Here is a 22,473-nt window from a genome sequence, read left to right as displayed (position 1 = left end):
ACTTTTTCTATTTTTACAAAATATACATATAAACTCATCTTTACAACAAGTGTAAACATCTGATATTATTACCTGGTACTTATTATTATTCTATGTGAATTATAGATAACTAATTTAAAATACTATATAAATCTCCAGTTATTGAAAGGAGTATCCTTTTTGCAAACAAATACACATTCTGAAAAGGAAACAATCATTTTTATTCATGGATTAGTTGGAAATCGCCGCGCCTTCAAAAAAGAGCATAAACGATTTTCTGCATCCTACAACATTATAACTTATGATTTATTAGGTCACGGCGACGATAAAGGAGAAGCTATCGACTTTTCAATACAGCGCCTCGTAGATCAATTATTGAACTTGTATGAAAAAGAGGGAATTAAAAAGGCTCATATTTGTGCTCTAAGCTATGGCTGTTATATCTCTACGACATTTGCACAAATGCATCCAGAAAAAGTATTGAGCATTTGTCATATTGGTGGACATTATAATAACCCTTCCCGTTTATATAATGTTTTTCAGAATTTTTGGGAAAAACGTGGTGATGAATATTCATCTTGGCTTTCTCAGTATGCTAGTACTATTTTTCCAAGTGGAATACTAAGGGCAAATCCGTTCGCTGTTATTTCACGAAATATTTATTACCGTTTCGGATTACAATTACACTCGTCCATTATTGCTGAGTCATTACGACACCGCTTAGAATTTGACTTGAAATCTAAATTAAAAGCACTTCATCACCCTATATTATGGGTGATGGGAGAACATGATCATCTCTATAAATCGTGTCTCTTTGATTTGAAGTCCATTCTTCCGAACGTTTTATATAAAGAAATTCCATTAGCAGGTCATGCAGCAAACTTATTCCGTCCAAACTATTTTCATGATTTATATGCTAAGTTTTTGCATGGAAAATTGACATAAAGTGAACCTTTAATCAGCGGAGGTTGTCCATCCCCCGCTGATTATTATCCCGCAAATAGCGGGATAAATACTACTATACTGACAGTTTATCCAACTATGAAAAAGGCTTCCCAAGTTTCCCTGGAAAGCCTTTTCTCTATACGAAAAGTAGTATATAAACTACTTTTTCTTAGTATGCTTTTGTGTAACCTGTTAGGTGTTTAGCCCAGTAAGAGTTATTAATTGAACTAATTCTTACACCAACATTTTCATTCTCTGCACTAATGAACTGACCGTTCCCTAGGTAAACACCCATGTGAGAAAGACCTGATTTATAAGTGTTAGAGAAGTATACTAAATCACCTGGTTGTGGATTGCTAGTTTTTGTTTTAGAGCTCCAGTATCCAGCAACTGTTTGACGAGCGCCTGAATGACCAGTTTGATTTAATACGTAGTGAATGAATCCACTGCAGTCGAAACCAGCAGTAGTTTGACCACCAAATACATATTTTGAACCATTTAAAGATCTAGCGAATCCAGCGATTGAAGATGTATCTCCACCTGTTGGCGCTGTTGGTTTTTGTACTTGGTTAGTACCTTGGTTACCACCAGTAACTACATTGTTCACTCCGCCTTTTACAAACTTAACAAAGTCTGCACTTACGTAGCCTGTACGGCCGTTATGGTTAATTTTGTACCAACCGTTTTCAGCGCCAGTAACGTTTAATACTGTACCGTTCGTTACCCCACCAATTACAGCGTTATATGTAGCTGGGCCTGTACGTACTTTTAAAGCACCCGTGTTAACAACATATGAACCACCAGTTTGAACTGTAGTAGTATTGTTGTTGTTTGTAGTTGGTTGCTGTGTTTCGTTAGATACAGCTGAACCACCTTTTGTTACGAAGTCTTTACTTACGTATCCAGTTCCACCATTGAAGTTAATTTTAAACCAATCTTGAACTTCACCTACAACTTGAACTGTTTTCCCTTTATTTACAGAACCTAAAACAGTATGAGATGCACTTGGGCCTGTACGTACGTTTAGTGAAGAAACGTTTACTGTGTAAGTACCTGTTCCTTGTTGAACAGTAGTTCCTTTATTGCCACCAGTTGTTACGAAGTCCCCACTTACATAACCTGTTTGACCATTTACACTAACTTTGAACCAACCGTTTTCTTGTCCAATTACTTGAAGTACTTGACCTGCTTTTACTTTAGAAATAACGTTATGTCCTGTACCAGCACCTGAACGTACATTTAATACATCAGCTGTTACCGTGTATTTTAATTCAGAAGTTGTTTCTACCTTTTTTGTTTCAGTTACAGTCGTTTGAGTTTGAGTTTGAGTTTGTCCATTAATTTCTTTTAGCGCATCATTTGAAACTTGTGCATGAGCAGAATCCATTCCTGGAACTGCTACGCCTACTACAGATGCTGCTGCTAAACCTGCGATTACTTTTTTCATAAGTTGTCTTTACTTCCTTTCCCTACTATCCTCTTGAGAAAACTATAAACTTAGTACTTTACAATATTATCAAAGCAAAATATTCATCCAGTTCCATTTTTTAGCAAGAGTTTTATTTTTCACACATCGTTTATTTTAAACGATTGAAGTGAATTTAGTGTGAACTTCATGTGAACTTTATCATTAAACAGTGTGTTTTTGCAACGATTTTTTCAAATTCCTTATGTATTACATCAAAACTTAAAATTTCATACGTTATTTCAATATAGATTTTACACTTTCTATCTAATATGAAAATTCCATTAATCTAATACATAAACACAATATATTTTTCTAGAAAGTTCTTTTTCATGAGGCACACTCTTATCATGACAAAAAACACTTTATTAATCAATAGTATAATATTTTAAGAAAATGAATTCTCTATACTATGTATGATTTTAAACAACGTGATGATTTGTAAGATTTCACGCCCCCCCTCGAGAGCACTCCCATCCCAAAAACACAATTGACTATTTTGTTTCCCTACTAAATATGGAATTGTTAGGGTTTTATTGATAGAATATGTATAATCACATAAAAAGAGGAGTTGCATTTGTGGAAAAAATAATAGACGATCACATAAATAATAATATCGAACTTTACTCTGCTCTTACTCACTTATTATCGTTTACAACATTTAAACAGGTAACAATCATTGAAACAAAGAAAAACGAACTAAAAGAGCAAATGAAAATAATTCAGTACAAAAAACCATACCACGTATAAAAAGGTGAACAGATTTCATCTCTGTTCACCTTTTATTTTTTTATTTTATTTATAAATTTTCACACGAGTTTCTAATGGCTGATATTCTTTATCTCCTGCAGAAACTACTGGTTTACCAAATGGCATTTGCGCAGTTAACTTCCAGTTTTCAGGTACATCCCATTCTTTCCTTACTTCTTCATCAATCAACGGATTATAATGCTGTAGTGTAGCACCAAAACCTTCAATCTCTAATGCTGTCCAAATCGCAAATTGCAACATTCCAGAAGATTGCTGAGACCATGTAGGAAAATTATCTTTGTATAGTGCAAAGTTCTTTTGCAAACTTTCTACTACTTTACTATCTTCGAAATACAAAACTGTTCCATAGCCACTTTTAAATGCATTCATTTTCTCTTCAGTAGGTGCAAAATTATTTTCAGGTACAATTTTTCGTAACGTTTCTTTCGTAACATTCCATAATTTGTCGTGTTGTTCACCTAGTAATACAACAACTCTTGCACTTTGAGAATTAAAAGCCGAAGGTGTATGTTTCACAGCATGATAAATCACTTCTTGAATTCTTTCATCAGAAACTACTTGCTCTTTACTAATCGCGTAAATAGATCTTCTGTCTTCAATTGCTGAGTAAAAATCTTTTGCCATCACAATTCCCTCCAATTTTTCATTTGAGGCAATATCATATGTACGAAGTATATAACGCCTCTTAAACTTATTAATAATAAGTTCTTAACTTTATAATATCAACAAACAAAAACAAACTCAAATGATATCACTTGAGTTTTTACTCCCCATACTCTCAAAAATTTAAAAACAGCTTATTAGCACCAACATCAAGGTTCAAATAAACTGTCTGTCTTTTTTTATAGCAATTAACTTACTTCTTCACCTAATTAAGCAATTGAAATGCATAGGACATTAATTTATTTGTTTCTGTAAAACGTTTTGTTTTACTTTTTGTCCCCATAACAACTGTAATAATGCGATTATCGCCTTGTTTTGCAGTACCTGTAAAACAATACCCTGCGCTATCTGTAAATCCTGTTTTTAATCCGTCTATTCCTTCTATATATAAAGCTTTATTATTTTTGTTTAACATCTCATTTGTGTTTGTAACATTAATATTATTAAATGCTAACTGACTTTGACGTAAGTGCGTCACTTCTAATATCTCTGGATAGTCTTTTATAAGATGATACGCTAATTTCGCTACGTCAGCTGCTGTCATTTTTGTTTCACTTCCGTCGGGCTCCTGTAATCCGGAAGCATTCGCGAATTTAGCTTTATCTGACATTTCTAACTGCTGGGCTTTTTCATTCATAAGTTGAACAAAGTTTTTTTCCGTCTTAGCTACATGTTCTGCTAAAGCGACAGCCGAATTATTAGCCGATTCAATCATTAACGCATGATATAAGTCTTTAACAGTTAACGTATCATTTACTTGCATTGGGATTTTTGCACCCTCTGTTTGTGCCGATTTTGCACTTATTTTCACTGGATCTTCCCAGCGGACTTTCCCATTATGTATACTCTCTAAAACGAGATATGCTGTCATCATTTTTGACATACTAGCAGGGGCAACAGCTTCATTTTCATTATTTTGATAAATAACATCTCCATCACTCGCATCGATAATAATAGCTGCTTTTACATCAATTTCTGGTGGTATATATTTTGGTGGAACTACTTTTTCAGATAGCCCTATTTTAGGTAGCTCTGCCACTTGTAAAGGCTGAGTATCTAAACTTGTTTCACTCTTTTGAACTCCTTGAAAAAAGAACCAACATATACCCAGAATTACTACTAATGGGATTGTTAATCTTCCCCATTTTAACTGCTTCATTCTAAAACTCCTTTAGCAAACCTTTTATACACTCATGTTTAACCATAACAACAATTACTTTATATCGTCAAGGTAAAAAGCATATTTATTCATCTACAGCAATTATAATTTCAACCTCTTTCTCTTTTCATGTATGTTACACTAAAAACAACGAAATGTAAGAATATTCAATAACATCCAAGCGCAAAAACACTATATAATAGAAAGGATTTATACAAATGATACTTCCAAAAGCATTAAAATATGGCGATACAATTGGCATCTACTCTCCCTCTTCACCAGTAACCCATACTTCTCCAAAGAGATTTGAGCGAGCAAAATTATACTTACAAAAGAAAGGATTTCATATATTAGAAGGTTCACTAACAGGTCAATATGATTATTATCGTTCAGGGAGCATTAAAGATCGTGCTGAGGAACTAAATGAATTGATTAGAAACCCTAACGTTTCTTGTATCATGTCGACAATTGGGGGAATGAATTCAAATTCATTATTACCTTATATTGATTATGCTTCTTTTCAAGAAAACTCTAAAATAATGATTGGCTATTCAGACGCAACAGCATTATTACTAGGAATTTATGCAAAAACAGGAATTCCTACATTTTATGGTCCAGCACTCGTTCCTTCTTTTGGTGAATTTGAGCCTTTCGTAGATTGCACATACAAATATTTTGCGGATACTTTATTAACTGATCAACACCTTCCTTACGACATAAACCAGCCGTTATTTTGGTCAGATGAATTTATTAATTGGGAAGAAAAAACGAAAGAAAAAGATCTTCGACCGAACAATTGGATTTCAGTAATTGGTGGAAAAGCTACTGGACGTATTATTGGTGGGAATTTAAACACTATACAAGGTATTTGGGGTAGCCCCTATATGCCACATATTCAAGAAGGTGACATTCTCTTTATTGAAGATAGCTCAAAAGATGCAGCTACTATCGAAAGAAGTTTTTCATTACTTAAAATTAACGGCGTTTTTGATAAAGTTTCAGGTATCATCCTTGGAAAACATGAGCAATTTGATGATTGTGGTACAAATAGAAATCCTTACGAAATACTATTAGAAGTATTACAAAATCAAAAGCTTCCTTTTCTAGCCGATTTTGATTGTTGTCATACTCATCCAATGATTACTTTACCAATAGGTATTCAAGTAGAGATGGATGCAACAAATAAAACGATACAAATTATAGAACAGTGGAAAATCTAACTCTACTACCTCTATTATCTTCAACTCTAAAGCTACGTATGGCCTTCTATTGTTTTATATTTTAAAGACAAATTTATAATTAATGTCGGATTAAATGTAATCACCTTAAAAGGCTTGGCATTAAAGCAAGCATCTGCATTAGAATCATTAAGTTATATCATCATTTTAATTTTTAGTTGGTACTTCCTAGGAGAGAAAATAACGAAGCGAAAAATCATTGGCAACATTATTATTGTCATTGGTGTAATCATCTATTGTATACAATAATAAAAAGATCCGTTTATGATAAACGGATCTTTTTATTATTGTCCTAAATTTTGAACCTTATCTTTCAAATCCTGAACTTGTTCTATCGTCTGCATAAGCTCAGAGTTTTTAAACTGCTCTACATTCATTTTTCCTTCCTCTATTTTTTGCATAGAGGTATCAATTAATGTATTTAACTTTTCATTATATCCGACGATTTGCTGGTGAAGATCCTTCGCTACATCCGGTGGTGTTAATTCATTAAAAGCTGGTATATCTTGTTTAATTTCAGTAAGTTTCGTTTCTAGTTCTTTTCGAGCCTCTCCATCATTAACAGCCTTTTCAGCTAATGCTGGCGCTTCATTTGCAAATGCACTTATTTCATTTACATAGTCTGTCGCTTTTTGAGCGTAATCTATGGAGTTCTTCCCTTCCTCCACTAGCGAACATCCCATCAAACCAATTGAAACTACAATTGAAAGTAACATTGTTTTTGTAAACTTCATTTTGACCTCCTAAATAATTGTCATACTTTTATTCATTTATAAACACTTTGTTTTCTTCTTATACACCTTATCACATCATATCTTATTTTTTAATCTTCCTCTTATACATTCTAGAAAAATCATTATTATCCTGTTCAACATGTACCTCGAAACTATCTTCATATAAATATAAAAACAGACATACTTATTTTAAGTACGTCTATTTTCCAGGTAAGTATTACTCCCACTAATTAAAGTTTCTCTTTATCCTCTCACACGCCCTATTACCGTTACAATATCTATGTCTATATGTACACTAATAATATCTTCTATAATGTCCGTATATCCTTGGCCTAAAGGTGTTCCGTAATGTAATACAATCTCTTTTTTTTCATAAACTGACTTCGGTACTGTAAAAATAAATTTCCTCATATTCCGTTCATCAGCAGGCTCCAGAATTAAAACAATGCCATCCTCTTCAAACATATAATCACGCCTTCCAACAATCCATTCACTATGGCTCAAGTATTGCCTTGAAAGGATAGGTTTTAAACACCCTTTCTAACAATATATAACCATTTCATGCTCAACTAGCTTATACAGTCTATATGATTTCACCACAAATACAAAAAACACAAACCTTGAACTATCAAGAATTTGTGTTTTTTTTGCATTTCATTCTTATATACCTTTATCAAGCTCATATAACCTACGATATTTCTCATTTTCTTTCAGTAGCTGTTCGTGACTACCTTGCATAGCGATTTGACCACTATCAAGGAAAATCACTTCATCTACATGTTCAATCCCTACAAGATGATGTGTAATCCAAATAACAGTCTTTTCTTCTGTTGCAGAAAACATTGTTTCTATTAAGGCTAATTCTGTTTTAGGGTCTAAACCGATAGTCGGTTCATCAAGTACAATGATTGGTGTTTCTTGCATGAGAGTTCTTGCAAATGCTACCCTTTGCCTTTCTCCGCCAGAAAACCTCTTTCCCATTTCATGCATTTTTGTTTGTAATCCATCAGGAAGAGAAGCAATGTGTGGTGCTAGCTGTGCTTTCTCTAAAGCTTTCCATATCTCTTCATCATTAGCCTCTGGTTTACCGATCCGCACATTATTTCCAATTGTCGTATCGAATAAATGTGGTTTTTGGTTTAATACAGAAATATATTTTGACAGAAAATCCGTATGAGCTTGTTCACCATTCAATATAACTTGGCCACTCACCGGACGTAGTGCCCCAGTTAACAATTTTAGTAAAGTAGATTTCCCTGTTCCACTTCTACCTAAAATAGCAATTTTCTTTCCTGCCTTTATTTGCAATGATACATCTTTTAATACGGATTCATTACTATTCGGGTAATTATACGACACATTACTCAGTTCAATATCTACATGTTTTGGTACAACGTATTCTTTATCTCCAGGTAACTCCTTACCATCATCTAAAGCGGTATCACTTTCTACGCCATTAAGCCGATGAACAGATTCTACATAAGATGGAATTCGATCAATAGCATCTGATACAGGAATAAGCACATTCGTCACAGATAATGTCATTAATACGAATGCTGCGATAACTGTAGGTGCAATTTGTTCACTTGCCGCTTGATTGCCAGTCCACAAAATCATCGAAATAACTACAATACCTACTATTAAATGAATGATACTATCCCGAATATGGTACCAGCGTTTCACTCTCTTTTCTGTCTTTAACAGCTGGACATTTTGCTCTACATACGCATTAATAAATTCATCTTTTCTACCACTCGCCTGCCAATCAGATAACCCAAATACAGCATCTGTCAATTGTTGATACAAACGATTTCTTCCTCGCTTCAAAGCAACATGATGTCGTTTCATCAAAAGTAGTGATACGAATGGAAGAAGAAAAACAATAACAGCTAACATACAAGCTGCGATAAGTGCAAATACTAAGTCAAATGCACCGATAACAAGTATGAAAATGCTATATACAACTAACGCTAATATACTAGGGAATATTGTACGTAAATATAGATTCTGTAAATGTTCTATATCATCAGACAATACACCTAGTACATCACCAGTTTGAAATCTTGAGCGTAAAAATAACGCCTGTGGTTCTACAATTCTATATAGTTTTGTCCTCATTTTTTCTAAAATTCGTAGAACGACGTCATGCCCTACTAAACGCTCTAAATAATGAAAGACAGCTTGCCCTATACTAAACGCACGCGTTGCAACTATAGGAACATATACAACCATTACATTTTCTGGTCTGAGAGCAGATTTAGAAATTAAATAACCTGAAATGAAAAGTAACATCGCACCTGAACTAACTCCAAGAAACCCGAGGAAAATAGTCAACGTCATTCTACCTTTATTTTGCTGTATATGAGGTTTAATCCAGTTACTCATCGCTCTCCCCTCTCTTCCCTATGAAAATGTAATGTCTCATTCTTTAAAAGCTCTTCATATGTTCCACTTTCTTTAATTTCCCCTTTATTTAAAATAAGAATATGATCCATTTGCTTCATCCAATGGAGACGATGCGTTGCAAGAAATACTAACTTACCTTCAAACAGACGTAACATCGATTGCTTTATTTCAAATTCAGTTTCAATATCAAGATGTGCTGTAGGTTCATCTAATAAAATGATTGGCTTTTTACTTAAAAGTGCACGTGCCATAGCGACACGTTGTTCTTGTCCGCCACTAAGCATACGTCCACCTTCTCCAATCCTTTCGTACATCCCATGTGGTAATGATGCAACGAGCGAACGAAGGCCCACTTCATTTATAACTCTCTCAACCTCTTCATCAGGTGTATTCGTTTCATAGAAACAAATATTATCTTTTAACGAAAGTGGAAAAATATAAGGTTGTTGCGGAATATAAGCAATATTTTTTTGCCAATCTTCTCGAGTAGATTCATCAATTTCCACACCATTTACTAACATCTTCCCACCCGAAGGAGGGAGAAATCCTGCTAACACATCGATTAACGTTGATTTCCCTGCCCCACTTTCACCAATAATGCCTATAGCACCGTTACCTTGCCAAGTAAAATCAATTCCCTCTAATATAGCCTTTTCAGATTCATCATTATTTACTTTTACATCTTGTAATTTCAAACTACTAGAAGAATTCCATACTATATCTACATTTGAATCTTTCTTTTCTATTTCTTTTTGTTTCTGTAAAATTTCTTCTATTTGCTCCATTGCAAGTTGTCCATCTAATGTAGCATGATAATTCGCTCCAACTTGTTTTATCGGCAGAAAATATTCCGGCGCTAAAATTAAAATCGTAAGAGCTGGTAACAGTATAATTGTCCCATCTATTAACCGTATCCCTAATCCAACTGCTACAAATGCAATTGATAAACTCGTAAAGAAATCTAATGCAAAAGAAGAAAGAAAAGCAACTCGCAAAGTACGCATCGTTGCTTTTCTATATCGTTTACTTACTTTTTCAATCTTTCCTTCGTGCTGTTTACTTTTCCCTAAATACTTTAATGTTTCTAATCCTTTTAACGTATCTACGAAATGATTAGAAAGTACACGATATGTTTCATATTGGCTATCCGCCATTTTCTGCGCTGCTAATCCTAGAAGGATCATAAATATAATCACAATTGGAATCGTTACAACTAAAATGATTCCAGACTTAATGTCCAGTGTAAAAACATATAGAACAATTAGTCCTGGTACGATACTACTTCTAATCATTTTAGGAATTGTTAATTCAATATAAGTTTTAAATTTCTCAATACCTTCTATCGATAAAGTAACCAGATGGCCAGTCCCATTCGTTTGGACAAATCTCGGCCCTAATGTAAAATATGCTTCTATTAACTGTTTACGTAATGCCAATCCTGTTTTTTCAGCGAAACGCTCAACCAATATTTGCGATGCTCGCACCAACATTTGGCGTGCTGCAAACATGATTCCAAAATAAACAGTTTCATTTAGCACAGCTTGCACTGTTTCTCCTTGAAATAAAAATGTGATTGCTCGTGCTAAAAACACTGTCTGCGCAATGATACTACACGCCTCTAAAATGCTAATAAGACTTAAAGTTACATATAAAACTCGGCTACCAGGATACGACGGAAGTCCTCTTTTTCTTTTCATTAGTACTCCAAATCTTTGTCTGACTTAACAGGTTGTCTAAATACATAGAAACTCCATATTTGACTACCGATAACAAACGGTAAAATAGCAAGAGAGAAATAGCTCATCAGTTTTAATGCATAAGGTCCTGATGCTGCATTATAAATTGTCAAATCATTTACCGCTCCTAATGAGCTAATCATGACACGCGGGAACATACCGATGAACACACTTGCACTTAGCAAAATGATTGTTAAACTTGTCATAAAGAAGGCCCAACCATCTCTTCTTCTTTTATTTAATAAAGTAGAAACAAATAGCGCTACAAAAGCTCCAATTGGAACCATTAGCCACTCTGAACCATGTGCGGTGAAAATATCTGTTTTCCATAACCCTACAGCTGCAAAAACAAGAAGTGTTATTAATGCAAAAGGTGCAATCTTTGTCGCGGCAATACGTGCGCGTTCTCGTAATTTTCCTGTTGTACGTATAGTAAGGAATTGCAAACCATGAACAATACATAGAAGAAGAAACATAACTCCCCCAAGTAACGCAAATGGGTGAAGTAATTTCATGAATCCGCCTACCATATTTTTACTTTCATCAATTGGTACACCTGTCATAAAGTTTGCGATTGCAACTCCCCAAAGTATAGGAGGTAACATACTTCCAATAAACATGCCCCAATCCCAGAAACTTTTCCACTTATGGTTTTCTATTTTCGCACGGAATTTAAAGGAAACGCCTCTTATAATTAAAGCAAGAAGCATAAACACAAACGGAATGTAGAACCCACTAAATAAAGTTGCATACCAGTGCGGAAATGCCGCAAACATAGCGCCACCAGCGCAAACAAGCCATACTTCATTTGCGTGCCAAAACGGTCCAATTGTATTTAAATATATACGCTTTTCCAAATCATTCTTTCCTAAAAACCTTGAAACGATTCCTACACCAAAATCGAAACCTTCAAGTACAAAGAATCCAACGAATAAGGTTGAAATAATTAGAAACCATAACTCATTAAGAGATAACATACTCTTCCTCCTTATCAAATGGATCATGGCTTTGATAATCCTTTTTCACTTTCTTATTCGCATGCCCTTTAATGATACGAACGAATAAGTAAACCGTAATGCCTCCAATAATTACATATAGTGATGTGAATGAAACAAGAGAGAATAATACTTCTCCAAATGAAACGTTTGGAGATACAGCATCTTCTGTTTTCATAACACCAAAGACAACCCAAGGCTGACGTCCCATTTCAGTCATAATCCAACCTACTGTATTTCCGATAAACGGAAGTGCAATTGCATATACCATTAATTTTAAATACCAAGTTTTTTCAGCTAAACGATCTTTTCTTGATAAGAACCAGCCGTATACTCCTAGAAGAAGCATGAGTGTTCCACTCATTACCATCGCTCTAAAACTCCAGAACATAGTATGTACTGGCGGAATATAATCTCCAGGTCCATATTTTTCTTCATATTGTTTTTGAATTTGATTCATCCCTTCAACTTGACCGCTAAATTTATCGTATGACAATAGACTTAGCATATAAGGGATTTGAATTTCAAACGAATTTTCTTTCTTCTCTGTATCAATTTTTGCAAATACTGTAAATGGCGCTGGATCCTCACTCGTATTCCATAATGCTTCAGCTGCTGCCATTTTCATCGGATGTGTCTTAATTAAATTTTGTGCTTGTGCATGACCGAAAAATAATACCAATGCTGTTGAAATTGTTCCAACAACGATAGAAACTCTGAAAGACTTCTTAAACACCTCAGTCTCTTGTTGTTTTGCAATTTTCCATGCACTAACACCAGCAATAAAGAATGCGCCTGTTGCAAGTGCCGCTGTAATTGTATGCGGGAATTGCACCCATAGTTGTGGATTTTGAATAATCGCCAAGAAATCATTCATCTGCGCACGTCCATCTGCAGCCATTTCATATCCTACCGGGGACTGCATAAATGCACTTGCAGTTAAAATCCAAAATGCTGATAACATTGTTCCTATTGAAAGGAGCCAAATACATAAAAGGTGAACTCGCTTCGGCAGTTTATCCTCACCGAATACCCATAAACCTAGGAATGTGGACTCAATGAAAAATGCTAATAAACCTTCAATTGCCAATGACGGTCCGAAAACATCACCAACAAAACGTGAATATGTTGACCAGTTCATACCAAACTGAAATTCTTGTAAAATACCTGTTACAACACCTACTGCAAAGTTAACAAGGAATATTTGTGTCCAAAACTTTGTCATTTTCTTATAAACTTCTTGTCCCTTTACCACATACAACGTTTGCATTAACGCAATGATAAAAGCTAAACCAATAGATAGCGGAACGAAAAAGTAATGAAAAATCGTTGTAGATGCAAATTGTATTCGTGCCAATTCGAGCGTTTCCATGCTAAAGTCACTTCCTTCATAATTTTTTATATCGTAATATCGATTGAATTGTATGAATTCACTTCATAACGAACAATTCAATCATTTGGAAATACAAAAAGATAAATTCGTTTATGTACTTTCTGAAAATATAGATTGTCAGTTTTTTAGATAATTACAAAAGAACTTTCTTCATACGATTTACCTTTTCACTATTTCAGTAGTGTTTTATTCGCTAATCGAATTGTATAATATACTTACATAATAAATTCAGGTGATTTTTGACGTATTATTGACAGGATTTTGTCTGAAATATGTCTTTTGTAATTTTTTTGAATTAGATTTCTAACATTTTAAAAACGTATTTTTCAAACATATAACATACTCTTATATCAATTATTATTACGTTTTTCTCTTCATACGCTTGACTTTCCTCTTGAAAAATGTCCTCGAATCAAATCCGGAAATACGCTAGATTTTTGTCAAGAGAAAAATGTATTTCCAAAATTCAAATCAATAATATTGTTATTCACAAATAGAAAAACCCTTTCCTTTTTTAGACTAAAAATTCATTTTTTCGTCATTTTTCCGAACTGACTAAATAAAAAAGTACCGAGAATAGATTATATTCTCGGTACTTTTATCATTATTTTGTTGTATATTTTCTAACAGCCGGCATAATTTCGGTAGCAATTAATTCAATATTTTTCTCAATCTTATCAAATGGTACACCGCCAAAATCAATTTGTGCCATAAAACGTTGCTGTCCAAATAATTCATATTGGTAAAGCATTTTTTCAATAATTTGTTGCGGGCTACCAATCATTAACGCGTCACGGTGGTCTACTGCATTAGTAAATTGTTGTTTCGGATACCCACCACCGCGTAGTGCAAGCATACCAGCATTAATATGAGGATAATATTCATTAAGTGCATCTTGTGAATTTTCTGCTGTATAAAATAAACTTGTTGTCGCAATTGGTAATGTTGCTGGATCAAAACCACTTTGCTGAGCAGCTTCACGATATGCATCAACCGAAACTTTAAAATTAATAGCTGGGCCACCAAGTGGCGTAAGCATCATTGGTACACCTGCGTGCCCTGCCTTAATCGCACTAGCAGGTGGCCCTCCGACAGCACGCCAAATTGGCATATTGTTATTTTTAGCTCTCGGTATAATTGCCGCATGTTCAAGTGGCGTTCTAAACTGCCCTTTCCATGTTACACTTTCTTCTTTATTTATTTTTAATAAAAGATCCATCTTCTCTTCAAATAGTTCTTCATAATAATTTACATCGTAACCAAGTAAACTATATCCCCCAATACGAGATCCACGACCAGCAACGATTTCAGCACGACCATTAGAAATTAAATCAATTGTAGCAAAATCCTCATATACACGAACCGGATCTGACGTACTTAATACTGTTGCAGAACTCGCGATTTTAATATTTTTCGTAGCTTGTGCAATAGCTCCTAAAATAACTGTATGAGCTTGCGTTGTAAAATGCGCTTGATGACTTTCACCGACAGCAAACACATCAATTCCAGCTTCATCTGCTAACTTGGCTGTTTCAATTAGTTCATGAATTCTTTTTTCTGCACTTATTTTCGAACCATTATGCGGATTTAAAATATGATCTCCAATTGAATATAATCCAAATTCAATTCCTTTACTTGTATCAATACGGTATTTTTCCATAGTTGCTCTCTCCTCTTTAATCAAGTGACATTAATTTCTCTTCAATCTCTTTTCTTCTCTCTTCTAAAAATGGTGGTAAATCCAGTTCTTTTCCTAATTTTTCAACTGCTGAATCTACTGTAAATCCTGGTCCATCCGTTGCAATCTCAAATAAAATGCCATTTGACTCACGGAAATATAAACTTTTAAAATAAAAGCGATCGATAATGCCTGTTGATTGGAACCCTTTATCTTTCACCGCTTCATTCCAATAACTCAGTTCTTCATCATTTTTTACACGAATAGCTAAATGATGAATACTTCCTTTTCCAGGTCTTTCACTCTCTCCCTCTTGCTGTTTCACCAAAATTTCTCCAAAAGATTGACCAGCAATAGATTGATAAATCCCCTCATCGTCTGAACGAGATACTTCTTTATAACTAAACAAGCCTGTTAATGTTTTTGATAATTTATTTAAACTGCGCACTGTCATTTCAACTGTTCCCATACCTAAAATACGATGATTCTGCTCTACAGAAGATTCATCCCATGCAGTCCAATATTCAGGCACCTCTTCACCGTTATTATTTAACAGCACTAACCGTAGGCCATCTGGATCTTCAAAGTGCAGTGCATCTCTTCCGGCGTAAGTTGTAATTTCCCCATGCGCCACCTGGAGCGACTCAAAACGTCTCTTCCAAAATGTAAGACTTTCTATTGAAGGTACGAGCAAGCCTATTTGTGTTATTGCATTTGTACCACGGATTGTTCTTCCTACATTCGGCATTTCAAAAAATGATAATTCAGTTCCAGCACTCCCTGTTAAATCGCCATAAAACAAATGATACATAAATGGATTATCTTGATTGACTGTCTTTTTCACTCGGCGTAATCCTAATACTTTTTGATAAAAATCATTATTTGTTTTCGCATTTTTTGTCACCATAGAAATGTGGTGATGCCCTGGAATTGTATACATAATATTTCCTCCTCTAACTATCACTTGATTAGTCAATTGATGGTGTAAAAAAAATTACTCATGTGGTAATTCTTTTTTTTCACTATGCTTATGAACTTTTGTCATTAACGCGTATAGTATTTTCTGTTCTTCCTCATCTAATACATCATCAAAAAAGGATGATTGGAATGCAAGTTGCTCTGGCAATGCTCTTTCTAACACTGCTTCACCCTTCTCAGTAAGGCTAATCATTTTCGTTTTCCAATCTTGTTTACGTACTATATACTCTTCTTTTTCAAGGCGTGTTAACATTCTAGAAATACCACCTTGCGTCACAGTAACTTTTTCAGCTAACTCCATTTGTGTAAGTGGCTGATAAATCCGTATTTGCATAAGTACATCAAATTGAGCTGTCGTCAAATCAAAACGTTTCAAAAACTCATTTGACATCTGATTACTTTGGTTCGTAAATCGTATTAGGCGTAACCATATTAACGATCCTATCGTATTTTCACGCATGTTTCATCACTTCCTAGCGTTGATCTCACTATCACTTTACCACTCAAGTGATAGTAATGCAAGTAGAAATATGTTAAAAATACCTCCCAAAATCATTATTCTTAACTTTCCATTTCATTCATTGCTATATTTAAAGCTGCCACAGCTTTTGGCCAACCAACGTAAAAAGCCATATGTGTTATTAATGCAACTAATTCATTCTCCATCATCCCATTTTGTTTAGCTAGCTTCAGATGAAATGGTAATTGTTCTGTATTACCAAGACTGATTAGTGCCGACAATGTACATAAGCTTCTTTCTCTTAATGTTAAAGTGGCATCCCGCCACACTTCTTCAAACAATATCTCTTCACTATAATGAGCAAATGCAGGTGCCATTTCTCTCATTTTCTTTTGAATATAAAATTCAATTGGTTCATTCATCATTTTACTCCCCCTTCCTCTTCACTAGTTGTGCCAGCCCTTGACCAAATGACCAGTTTTCAGCAGCTGTCTCATTTAGTGTAATAAAAATATCAGCGCTACCAATGTTTGAACATTCAGATATTTTATGTGATATCGATTGATATAACTCTCTTTTCTGCTTTATCGTTCTTCCTGGTCCACATGTAATAGAAACATGCATTATGTTCTCTGTTCTCTTTTCTTCTTGCTCTAACAAATAATATGGATTATAAAAAAATTCGTTTAGTCGATAAGGTAAAAACATTTGAAAATAATCATTTTCAGGGATGTTAAAATGATCAATTAATGACAGATGAATACATTCACTTATCTTTTTCAACGTTTCTTTATTTAATATATTTTCAGGATAATAAACGTTTACAAAAGGCATATATTCTCATTCCTTTTTCTTATTTTGGCATTCAAGAAGATTTTATTGTGAAATGTGTAAAATCTCATATATTGTAACATTGTCCATTACATCTATTTCAGGCTTCTCATTATAAAAATTGAATTGACTATAACCCCATTTATCTGGATTATAAACTATTACATTACCTAAACACTTTTCTGTATTTTGTACATTTTCGTTCATTGTATTTAATTGAGTACCAATCAATGATTTACTTTGAGAGATACTTCCTTCACATTCAACAACATATCTACTTTTCTTAAAATCATCACTTAGATTAACAACTAAAGGAACACCTATATTTATTTGTTGCCATCCAAATGATTGTAAAATATTATCGTAATATCCTTCAAAGATAAATTTATTCATCCCTTCATGACTATTCCAAATATATAAAGGTGCATAACAATTATAGAAATTCCCATTCTTACCCGCCTCAGCAATTAAATAGGCTTTAAAATTCAGTTCTTGAAAACCATCTGTTTTATACCCATTAGCCTTTACCCTTTGCCTAATAATCTCCATCTCATAATCCTTTGGCAATATGACCTTATATTGCATTCCAATCATGTTTATCACTCACTTTCGATATTATATACATAATGATAAATCGATGTTGGATCGGTGTAAAATAGGTATAAATTATGCTTGCTATCATTTATAATGATACCGTATAAGGGGCTGAAATGAATGGAAATAAATGATCTTATCATATTTAAAACTGTAGCGAATGAGGGCTCTATTAGTAAAGCTGCTAAAGAGTTAGGTTATGTTCAACCAAATGTAACTGAGCGAATCAAAAAATTAGAACAAGAATTAGAAACAGCTTTACTACATAGAGATAACAAAGGGGTTTCACTGTTACCTTCAGGTGAAATTTTATTAGATTACACTAGCAAAATATTAACTTTATTAGAAGAAGCAAAAAATGAAATTAAAATGAGTTGTACATCTTATCGAATAGCGACGTCACAATCTATTTTAACTAATTATTTGAGTACGCGTATTAAAGAAAATTTCAGGAATTATCAAATATACATAGAAAGTAGTAGTCATTTGCAAAAACTGCTACAAAAGCAAAAAGTCGATATGATCATAAGTTATGAAGATAATCTAGATTCAGCATTTAAAAAAGTATTCAGTACAACAATTTCTATTGGCTTATTAAAAGCAAAAGAAAAGTGTTACATCGACTATTCAAAGGAACTTTTTTTCGTTAGTAACGATACGAAGTGCCCTTTTAGAAATCGGACAATACAATTTCTAAAAGATAACAATCTATCTCAGCGTCAACTTCAACAATTAGACTCTTATTCACTTATTGAAGAATTCATCGCTGAGGGGAACGGGATAGCCTTTTTACCGATTAGAAATGATAAATTAGCACCAATTGAAGATATGCCAATAGAAAACCTATCTATTAATTTTTTTACGCATCGAGAATTAGAAAAAAAGATTCCCATTGAACTATTCAATTAAAACAATTGACTTTTTTAAAAAATATCAATTTCATGAATTACATAAGCCAGACTTCTCTTTCTAGAAATGAAAAATCCCTCCTTTAACTTATCTAAAGGAGGGGGTTTCATACTATAACTTCACTTAAAACCTTTTCCACCCATTTTTTACATGTTCTGCTCCACCCCTGCACTCTTCTCCTTCTTACCCCTTTTAAAATTCTTCAACTTCTTAATCGTTCCAACTAATCCTTTTGGAAAAACTAGTAGCACGATAATATATAATAAACCAAGTATAATCGTCCATCTTTCAAAAATCGGATACTCCGTCGCTAGTTCTGATAAATAGTATTTCAGTGATTCAATAATCCCAGCTCCAGCAATTGCTCCGATTAACGTTCCTACTCCCCCGATCATTGTCATCAATAATGCGTTTAGCGTCATTTCAATTGAAAATACCGTCGTATTTACAAAACGCAATGTGATAACGAATAAACCACCGCTAATTGCCGCTACTACTCCTGCCACTACACTTGCGATAATTTTATAATGGAGAACTTTATATCCAAGCGCTTCAACACGTTGTTCATTTTGTGAAATTGCATTTAATACTTTTCCAATAGAAGACTTTGTGAAAAGACGTAACAAAATGAAGATGCTGATTAAACATATAAGTGTTACGTAATAATACGTAAAACGATCACGGAATATATCTGGTACACGAAATGTAAATCCATCTCCTCCGTGAGTCAGCGAACGCCATTTTTCAGCAAGTACAAAAAACAGCTGAGAAATAGCGAGCGTTAACATTGCATAAAAATGACTTTTCAAACGTAATGAAAGCATACCGATTATATAACTAACGATAGCTGATACAATAATAGCGGCTGCTATTCCTATAAAAAAGTTCACTATAGACACCCCTTGCCGATCAAATAAGAGTGCCACACCATACGCCCCTATTCCAAAGAACATACAATGACCGAATGAAACAATACCCGTATATCCAAGGAGAACATCAAAACTCATAGCGAAAATAGCAAAGATGAAAATTTGAGTGAACAAAATTAACAAGCTCCGTGAATCATTTACGAATGGAAATACACTTAAACAAATGAGCATAAAAACTCCGAAGTATACTTTAATTCGACCCGATATGCTGTTCACCATGTCACCCCTTTTCACCAACGAGTCCCGTCGGCTTCACTATTAAGAAAAATAGTAACATTAACATATTAATTGCAAGAGATAAATCTGGTATAAAATACGCTGTAAAAGCACCGGCTAATCCGACGATTAAAGAAGCTAGAGCTGAACCTTGTACACTACCTAACCCTCCAATTATTACTACTATAAAAGCTAAAATCGCATACTGCATGCCCATCTCGGCGAAAATAACGCCTGAATATGGTGCAAGTAGGAAACCACCTAATGCTGCCATTCCTGCTCCTAATAAAAAGACAAATGAGAATATCGCTTTTACGTTAATACCGAGAGCTTGAACCATCTCTTTATCCATTACACCCGCGCGAATCATAAGTCCTATCTTTGTTTTTTTCAGCAATAATAGTAAAGCGATGTAAATTAGTATCCCAACTAAAATAACGAATAGGCGATATTTTATTAAGATAACTCCTCCAAATGTAAAACTTCCTTGAAGCCATAACGGTAATTTTGCAGCAATTGGATTAGGGCCCCAAAATATTTTGATGCACTCGCTAAGAACGAGCATTCCTCCGAGTGTAACGAGAAGCTGCCGAACATGGTTTCCATACACTGGCCTGATAAGAAATCTTTCTAAGATGAAACCGAGAAACATCCCCATAGCGACTGCGCCAATTAGCGCTAATAAATAACTACCTGTCATATTGAATAACCAAACGCCTGTAAATGCTCCCCATGCAAACAAACCGCCATGCGCAAAATTTAGTACGCTCATTAAACCGAAAATAAGTGATAGACCAGACGCTAATAAAAAAATAAGCATCCCTGTCGAAACGCCGTTTACAAATAAGTTAATTAGCACATCCACATTCTATCCCCCCGTATCAATGTTAAGAAATACCTAAATATTTATGACATGTTTCCTTATCCTCTCGCAGTTCCTCCATGAAACCGTTATGCACAATACGCCCATTATCCATAATGTAAAAATAATCACCGATTTGACTAGCCATCATAAAATTTTGTTCAACAAGTAAAACAGTCGTTTTTTCCTTCATTTTCAAAATAGCTACCATTAATTTTTCTATCATTATTGGAGATAGCCCTTTACTCGGCTCATCAATAAGCAATAGTCCATCACTATTAATAAATGCTCTTGAAATTGCCAACATTTGCTTTTGTCCCCCACTTAATAGTCCACTTTTTTTATACCAAAATTGCTTTAAATCCGGAAATAGTTCGAGCATCCATTCTATCTTCTCTTCAGATTCTTCCCCATTTTTTCCCCTAGCAAGTGCGAATGTCTCTTCTACTGTTAAATCATGAAAAATACCTTGATTTTCTGGTACATAACCTATACCTTTTCTTGAAATTAAATGTGTAGATAATCCATTTACTTTTGTGTTATCATAATAAACTTCTCCATTTGCTATCCGGTGAAATCCCATAACTGAGCGCAATGTTGTTGTTTTTCCAGCACCATTTCTTCCAAACAATACTGTAATCGTTCCCTTCTCAACCGAAAGGGACACTCCTTGTAAAATATGAAACTGATCTAAATACGTCTCTATATTATTCACTTGTAGTAGTGCCACTATATAATCCCCCTAAATAAGCACTTTGTACTCGCTCGTCTTTCATCATTTCTTCCGGCAATCCTTCAGCCAATAACTCGCCATGAAATAAAACGATAAGATGATCTGATAAATCTAGCACCATATCCATTTTGTGTTCGATAAGTACGATTGTGCTCTCAGGATTCTTTTTAATATTTTCGATTACTTGTAATATAGCCGGAACTTCCTCAACTGAAATACCTGCTGTCGGCTCATCTAGTAGTAATACATCTGTCTTTAATGCTAACAACATAGCAAGCTCTAACTTTCTTTTTTCTCCGTGAGCTAAATCCTTAGCTAATACGTCCCCTTTCTCGTGAAGGAGTACTGTCTTCAAAAGACGTCTCGCTTCTCCAGTTTGCTGCTTTAACTTGGCTGCATTCGGAAAGAAACTGTAATAATCCTGAACAAACGATTGAACACTTAGACGTACATTTTCAAGTACTGTTAGCTCTGGAAAAATATTTGTCAACTGAAAAGAACGACCAATGCCCAAACGCGTTCGATCTGAAATTGATAATTTTGTAATATCCTGCCCTTTAAAATAAACTTCACCTTTCGTCGGAGAAATTTGCCCACTTAGTAAATTGAACAGTGTTGTCTTTCCAGCACCATTCGGTCCAATAATTGAAATGAGCTTTCCTTTTTGTACCGTTAAATTAACATCCTTAATAACATGATGATCCCCAAAAGATACACAAAGATTTTTCGTCTCTAACAAATGTGTCATGAAATCCCTCCCACTGAAAACCATGTTTATGAAAGAAATAAGTATAAAGAG

The 22,473-nt window shown here is 34.4% G+C and carries 22 protein-coding genes and 1 pseudogene; 4 read left to right on the top strand and 19 right to left on the bottom strand.

Going from position 1 to position 22,473, the window contains the following annotated elements:
- The first annotated feature begins 159 nt into the window (after positions 1–159).
- Entirely contained in the window at positions 160–924 is a 765-nt protein-coding gene (locus MHB76_RS09415; protein WP_078173187.1) for an alpha/beta fold hydrolase, read from the top strand.
- A gap of 169 nt (positions 925–1,093) precedes the next feature.
- Here the strand turns inward: MHB76_RS09415 and entFM are convergent, their stop codons facing one another.
- The 3 genes from entFM to MHB76_RS09400 all read right to left on the bottom strand — a co-directional run bounded on the left by entFM (position 1,094) and on the right by MHB76_RS09400 (position 4,982).
- Positions 1,094–2,371, bottom strand: coding sequence for an enterotoxin EntFM (gene entFM, locus MHB76_RS09410; protein ID WP_002158266.1), 1,278 nt, complete (start codon positions 2,369–2,371; stop codon positions 1,094–1,096).
- An 813-nt stretch (positions 2,372–3,184) separates the two neighbouring features.
- A complete protein-coding gene (locus MHB76_RS09405) occupies positions 3,185–3,784 on the bottom strand; it encodes a nitroreductase family protein (protein ID WP_078173185.1) in 600 nt (199 codons plus the stop codon).
- A 244-nt stretch (positions 3,785–4,028) separates the two neighbouring features.
- Entirely contained in the window at positions 4,029–4,982 is a 954-nt protein-coding gene (locus MHB76_RS09400) for a D-alanyl-D-alanine carboxypeptidase family protein (protein ID WP_078173184.1), read from the bottom strand.
- Positions 4,983–5,200: 218 nt separating this feature from the next.
- Here MHB76_RS09400 and MHB76_RS09395 point away from each other — a divergent pair, with 218 nt between their 5' ends.
- Together MHB76_RS09395 and MHB76_RS09390 are read left to right on the top strand one after the other, a co-directional pair.
- Positions 5,201–6,202, top strand: a complete 1,002-nt coding sequence (locus MHB76_RS09395; RefSeq protein WP_131231269.1) for a S66 family peptidase — start codon at positions 5,201–5,203, stop codon at positions 6,200–6,202.
- 69 nt (positions 6,203–6,271) lie between these two features.
- A pseudogene (locus tag MHB76_RS09390) lies at positions 6,272–6,469 on the top strand (EamA family transporter); the annotation flags it as partial.
- A gap of 35 nt (positions 6,470–6,504) precedes the next feature.
- Here MHB76_RS09390 and MHB76_RS09385 read toward each other — a convergent pair.
- The 12 genes from MHB76_RS09385 to MHB76_RS09330 all read right to left on the bottom strand — a co-directional run bounded on the left by MHB76_RS09385 (position 6,505) and on the right by MHB76_RS09330 (position 18,025).
- Complete coding sequence (locus MHB76_RS09385) at positions 6,505–6,954, bottom strand: DUF6376 family protein (RefSeq protein ID WP_070141860.1); 450 nt, start codon at positions 6,952–6,954, stop codon at positions 6,505–6,507.
- A 243-nt stretch (positions 6,955–7,197) separates the two neighbouring features.
- Positions 7,198–7,419: a hypothetical protein gene (locus MHB76_RS09380; protein ID WP_002158272.1), complete on the bottom strand. Its 222-nt coding sequence runs from the start codon at positions 7,417–7,419 to the stop codon at positions 7,198–7,200.
- Positions 7,420–7,614: 195 nt separating this feature from the next.
- A complete protein-coding gene (gene cydC / locus MHB76_RS09375; protein ID WP_340986281.1) occupies positions 7,615–9,339 on the bottom strand; it encodes a thiol reductant ABC exporter subunit CydC in 1,725 nt (574 codons plus the stop codon).
- Positions 9,336–11,057 carry a thiol reductant ABC exporter subunit CydD gene (gene cydD / locus MHB76_RS09370; protein WP_078173180.1) on the bottom strand — a complete coding sequence of 574 codons (1,722 nt, stop codon included), beginning with the start codon at positions 11,055–11,057 and terminating at the stop codon, positions 9,336–9,338. The genes cydC and cydD overlap by 4 nt, the downstream gene beginning before the upstream one ends.
- A complete protein-coding gene (gene cydB / locus MHB76_RS09365; protein ID WP_002126907.1) occupies positions 11,057–12,073 on the bottom strand; it encodes a cytochrome d ubiquinol oxidase subunit II in 1,017 nt (338 codons plus the stop codon). The genes cydD and cydB overlap by 1 nt, the downstream gene beginning before the upstream one ends.
- A complete protein-coding gene (gene cydA, locus MHB76_RS09360; RefSeq protein ID WP_340986279.1) occupies positions 12,060–13,463 on the bottom strand; it encodes a cytochrome ubiquinol oxidase subunit I in 1,404 nt (467 codons plus the stop codon). The genes cydB and cydA overlap by 14 nt, the downstream gene beginning before the upstream one ends.
- Positions 13,464–14,088: 625 nt before the next feature.
- Positions 14,089–15,144: an LLM class flavin-dependent oxidoreductase gene (locus MHB76_RS09355; RefSeq protein ID WP_078173178.1), complete on the bottom strand. Its 1,056-nt coding sequence runs from the start codon at positions 15,142–15,144 to the stop codon at positions 14,089–14,091.
- A 16-nt stretch (positions 15,145–15,160) separates the two neighbouring features.
- Positions 15,161–16,102, bottom strand: coding sequence for a ring-cleaving dioxygenase (locus tag MHB76_RS09350; protein WP_078173177.1), 942 nt, complete (start codon positions 16,100–16,102; stop codon positions 15,161–15,163).
- A gap of 54 nt (positions 16,103–16,156) precedes the next feature.
- Positions 16,157–16,600: a MarR family winged helix-turn-helix transcriptional regulator gene (locus MHB76_RS09345; protein ID WP_002148721.1), complete on the bottom strand. Its 444-nt coding sequence runs from the start codon at positions 16,598–16,600 to the stop codon at positions 16,157–16,159.
- Positions 16,601–16,701: 101 nt separating this feature from the next.
- Entirely contained in the window at positions 16,702–17,025 is a 324-nt protein-coding gene (locus MHB76_RS09340; RefSeq protein WP_002200858.1) for a carboxymuconolactone decarboxylase family protein, read from the bottom strand.
- A 1-nt stretch (position 17,026) separates the two neighbouring features.
- A complete protein-coding gene (locus MHB76_RS09335) occupies positions 17,027–17,434 on the bottom strand; it encodes a tautomerase family protein (protein ID WP_078173176.1) in 408 nt (135 codons plus the stop codon).
- A 42-nt stretch (positions 17,435–17,476) separates the two neighbouring features.
- A complete protein-coding gene (locus tag MHB76_RS09330; protein ID WP_199709094.1) occupies positions 17,477–18,025 on the bottom strand; it encodes a DUF4865 family protein in 549 nt (182 codons plus the stop codon).
- A gap of 120 nt (positions 18,026–18,145) precedes the next feature.
- On the opposite strand from MHB76_RS09330, the gene MHB76_RS09325 reads away from it, so the two are divergent.
- The gene (locus tag MHB76_RS09325; RefSeq protein WP_078173175.1) at positions 18,146–18,934 is read left to right on the top strand and encodes a LysR family transcriptional regulator; all 789 of its coding nucleotides are present in this window, start codon (positions 18,146–18,148) and stop codon (positions 18,932–18,934) included.
- A gap of 146 nt (positions 18,935–19,080) precedes the next feature.
- Here the strand turns inward: MHB76_RS09325 and MHB76_RS09320 are convergent, their stop codons facing one another.
- The 4 genes from MHB76_RS09320 to MHB76_RS09305 are packed head-to-tail and all read right to left on the bottom strand — an operon-like array spanning position 19,081 to position 22,422.
- Complete coding sequence (locus MHB76_RS09320; protein ID WP_002158284.1) at positions 19,081–20,034, bottom strand: branched-chain amino acid ABC transporter permease; 954 nt, start codon at positions 20,032–20,034, stop codon at positions 19,081–19,083.
- Between the two features lie 49 nt (positions 20,035–20,083).
- On the bottom strand, positions 20,084–20,944 hold the full coding sequence (locus MHB76_RS09315; RefSeq protein WP_078173174.1) for a branched-chain amino acid ABC transporter permease: 861 nt from the start codon (positions 20,942–20,944) through the stop codon (positions 20,084–20,086).
- A 22-nt stretch (positions 20,945–20,966) separates the two neighbouring features.
- Entirely contained in the window at positions 20,967–21,671 is a 705-nt protein-coding gene (locus tag MHB76_RS09310) for a branched-chain amino acid ABC transporter ATP-binding protein (protein ID WP_002158286.1), read from the bottom strand.
- Complete coding sequence (locus MHB76_RS09305) at positions 21,649–22,422, bottom strand: ABC transporter ATP-binding protein (RefSeq protein ID WP_002135736.1); 774 nt, start codon at positions 22,420–22,422, stop codon at positions 21,649–21,651. The genes MHB76_RS09310 and MHB76_RS09305 overlap by 23 nt, the downstream gene beginning before the upstream one ends.
- Between the last annotated feature and the right edge of the window lie 51 nt (positions 22,423–22,473).

This window comes from Bacillus sp. FSL M7-1345 (genome assembly GCF_038006985.1).
In the GTDB taxonomy this organism is placed as follows: domain Bacteria; phylum Bacillota; class Bacilli; order Bacillales; family Bacillaceae_G; genus Bacillus_A; species Bacillus_A cereus_U.
Note: the sequence above shows the minus strand (reverse complement) of the source record. Positions and strands in the feature narration are given on the sequence as shown.

Coding starts and splice junctions, on each gene's coding strand:
- MHB76_RS09400 (WP_078173184.1), bottom strand. CDS start 4,982: ATGAAGCAGTTAAAATGGGGAAGATTAACAATCCCATTAGTAGTAATT.
- MHB76_RS09345 (WP_002148721.1), bottom strand. CDS start 16,600: ATGCGTGAAAATACGATAGGATCGTTAATATGGTTACGCCTAATACGA.
- MHB76_RS09395 (WP_131231269.1), top strand. CDS start 5,201: ATGATACTTCCAAAAGCATTAAAATATGGCGATACAATTGGCATCTAC.
- MHB76_RS09330 (WP_199709094.1), bottom strand. CDS start 18,025: ATGATTGGAATGCAATATAAGGTCATATTGCCAAAGGATTATGAGATG.
- MHB76_RS09405 (WP_078173185.1), bottom strand. CDS start 3,784: ATGGCAAAAGATTTTTACTCAGCAATTGAAGACAGAAGATCTATTTAC.
- MHB76_RS09305 (WP_002135736.1), bottom strand. CDS start 22,422: ATGACACATTTGTTAGAGACGAAAAATCTTTGTGTATCTTTTGGGGAT.
- MHB76_RS09340 (WP_002200858.1), bottom strand. CDS start 17,025: ATGATGAATGAACCAATTGAATTTTATATTCAAAAGAAAATGAGAGAA.
- cydA (WP_340986279.1), bottom strand. CDS start 13,463: ATGGAAACGCTCGAATTGGCACGAATACAATTTGCATCTACAACGATT.
- cydB (WP_002126907.1), bottom strand. CDS start 12,073: ATGTTATCTCTTAATGAGTTATGGTTTCTAATTATTTCAACCTTATTC.
- MHB76_RS09380 (WP_002158272.1), bottom strand. CDS start 7,419: ATGTTTGAAGAGGATGGCATTGTTTTAATTCTGGAGCCTGCTGATGAA.
- MHB76_RS09355 (WP_078173178.1), bottom strand. CDS start 15,144: ATGGAAAAATACCGTATTGATACAAGTAAAGGAATTGAATTTGGATTA.
- MHB76_RS09385 (WP_070141860.1), bottom strand. CDS start 6,954: ATGAAGTTTACAAAAACAATGTTACTTTCAATTGTAGTTTCAATTGGT.
- entFM (WP_002158266.1), bottom strand. CDS start 2,371: ATGAAAAAAGTAATCGCAGGTTTAGCAGCAGCATCTGTAGTAGGCGTA.
- MHB76_RS09320 (WP_002158284.1), bottom strand. CDS start 20,034: ATGCTCATTTGTTTAAGTGTATTTCCATTCGTAAATGATTCACGGAGC.
- MHB76_RS09325 (WP_078173175.1), top strand. CDS start 18,146: ATGGAAATAAATGATCTTATCATATTTAAAACTGTAGCGAATGAGGGC.
- MHB76_RS09350 (WP_078173177.1), bottom strand. CDS start 16,102: ATGTATACAATTCCAGGGCATCACCACATTTCTATGGTGACAAAAAAT.
- MHB76_RS09335 (WP_078173176.1), bottom strand. CDS start 17,434: ATGCCTTTTGTAAACGTTTATTATCCTGAAAATATATTAAATAAAGAA.
- cydD (WP_078173180.1), bottom strand. CDS start 11,057: ATGAAAAGAAAAAGAGGACTTCCGTCGTATCCTGGTAGCCGAGTTTTA.
- cydC (WP_340986281.1), bottom strand. CDS start 9,339: ATGAGTAACTGGATTAAACCTCATATACAGCAAAATAAAGGTAGAATG.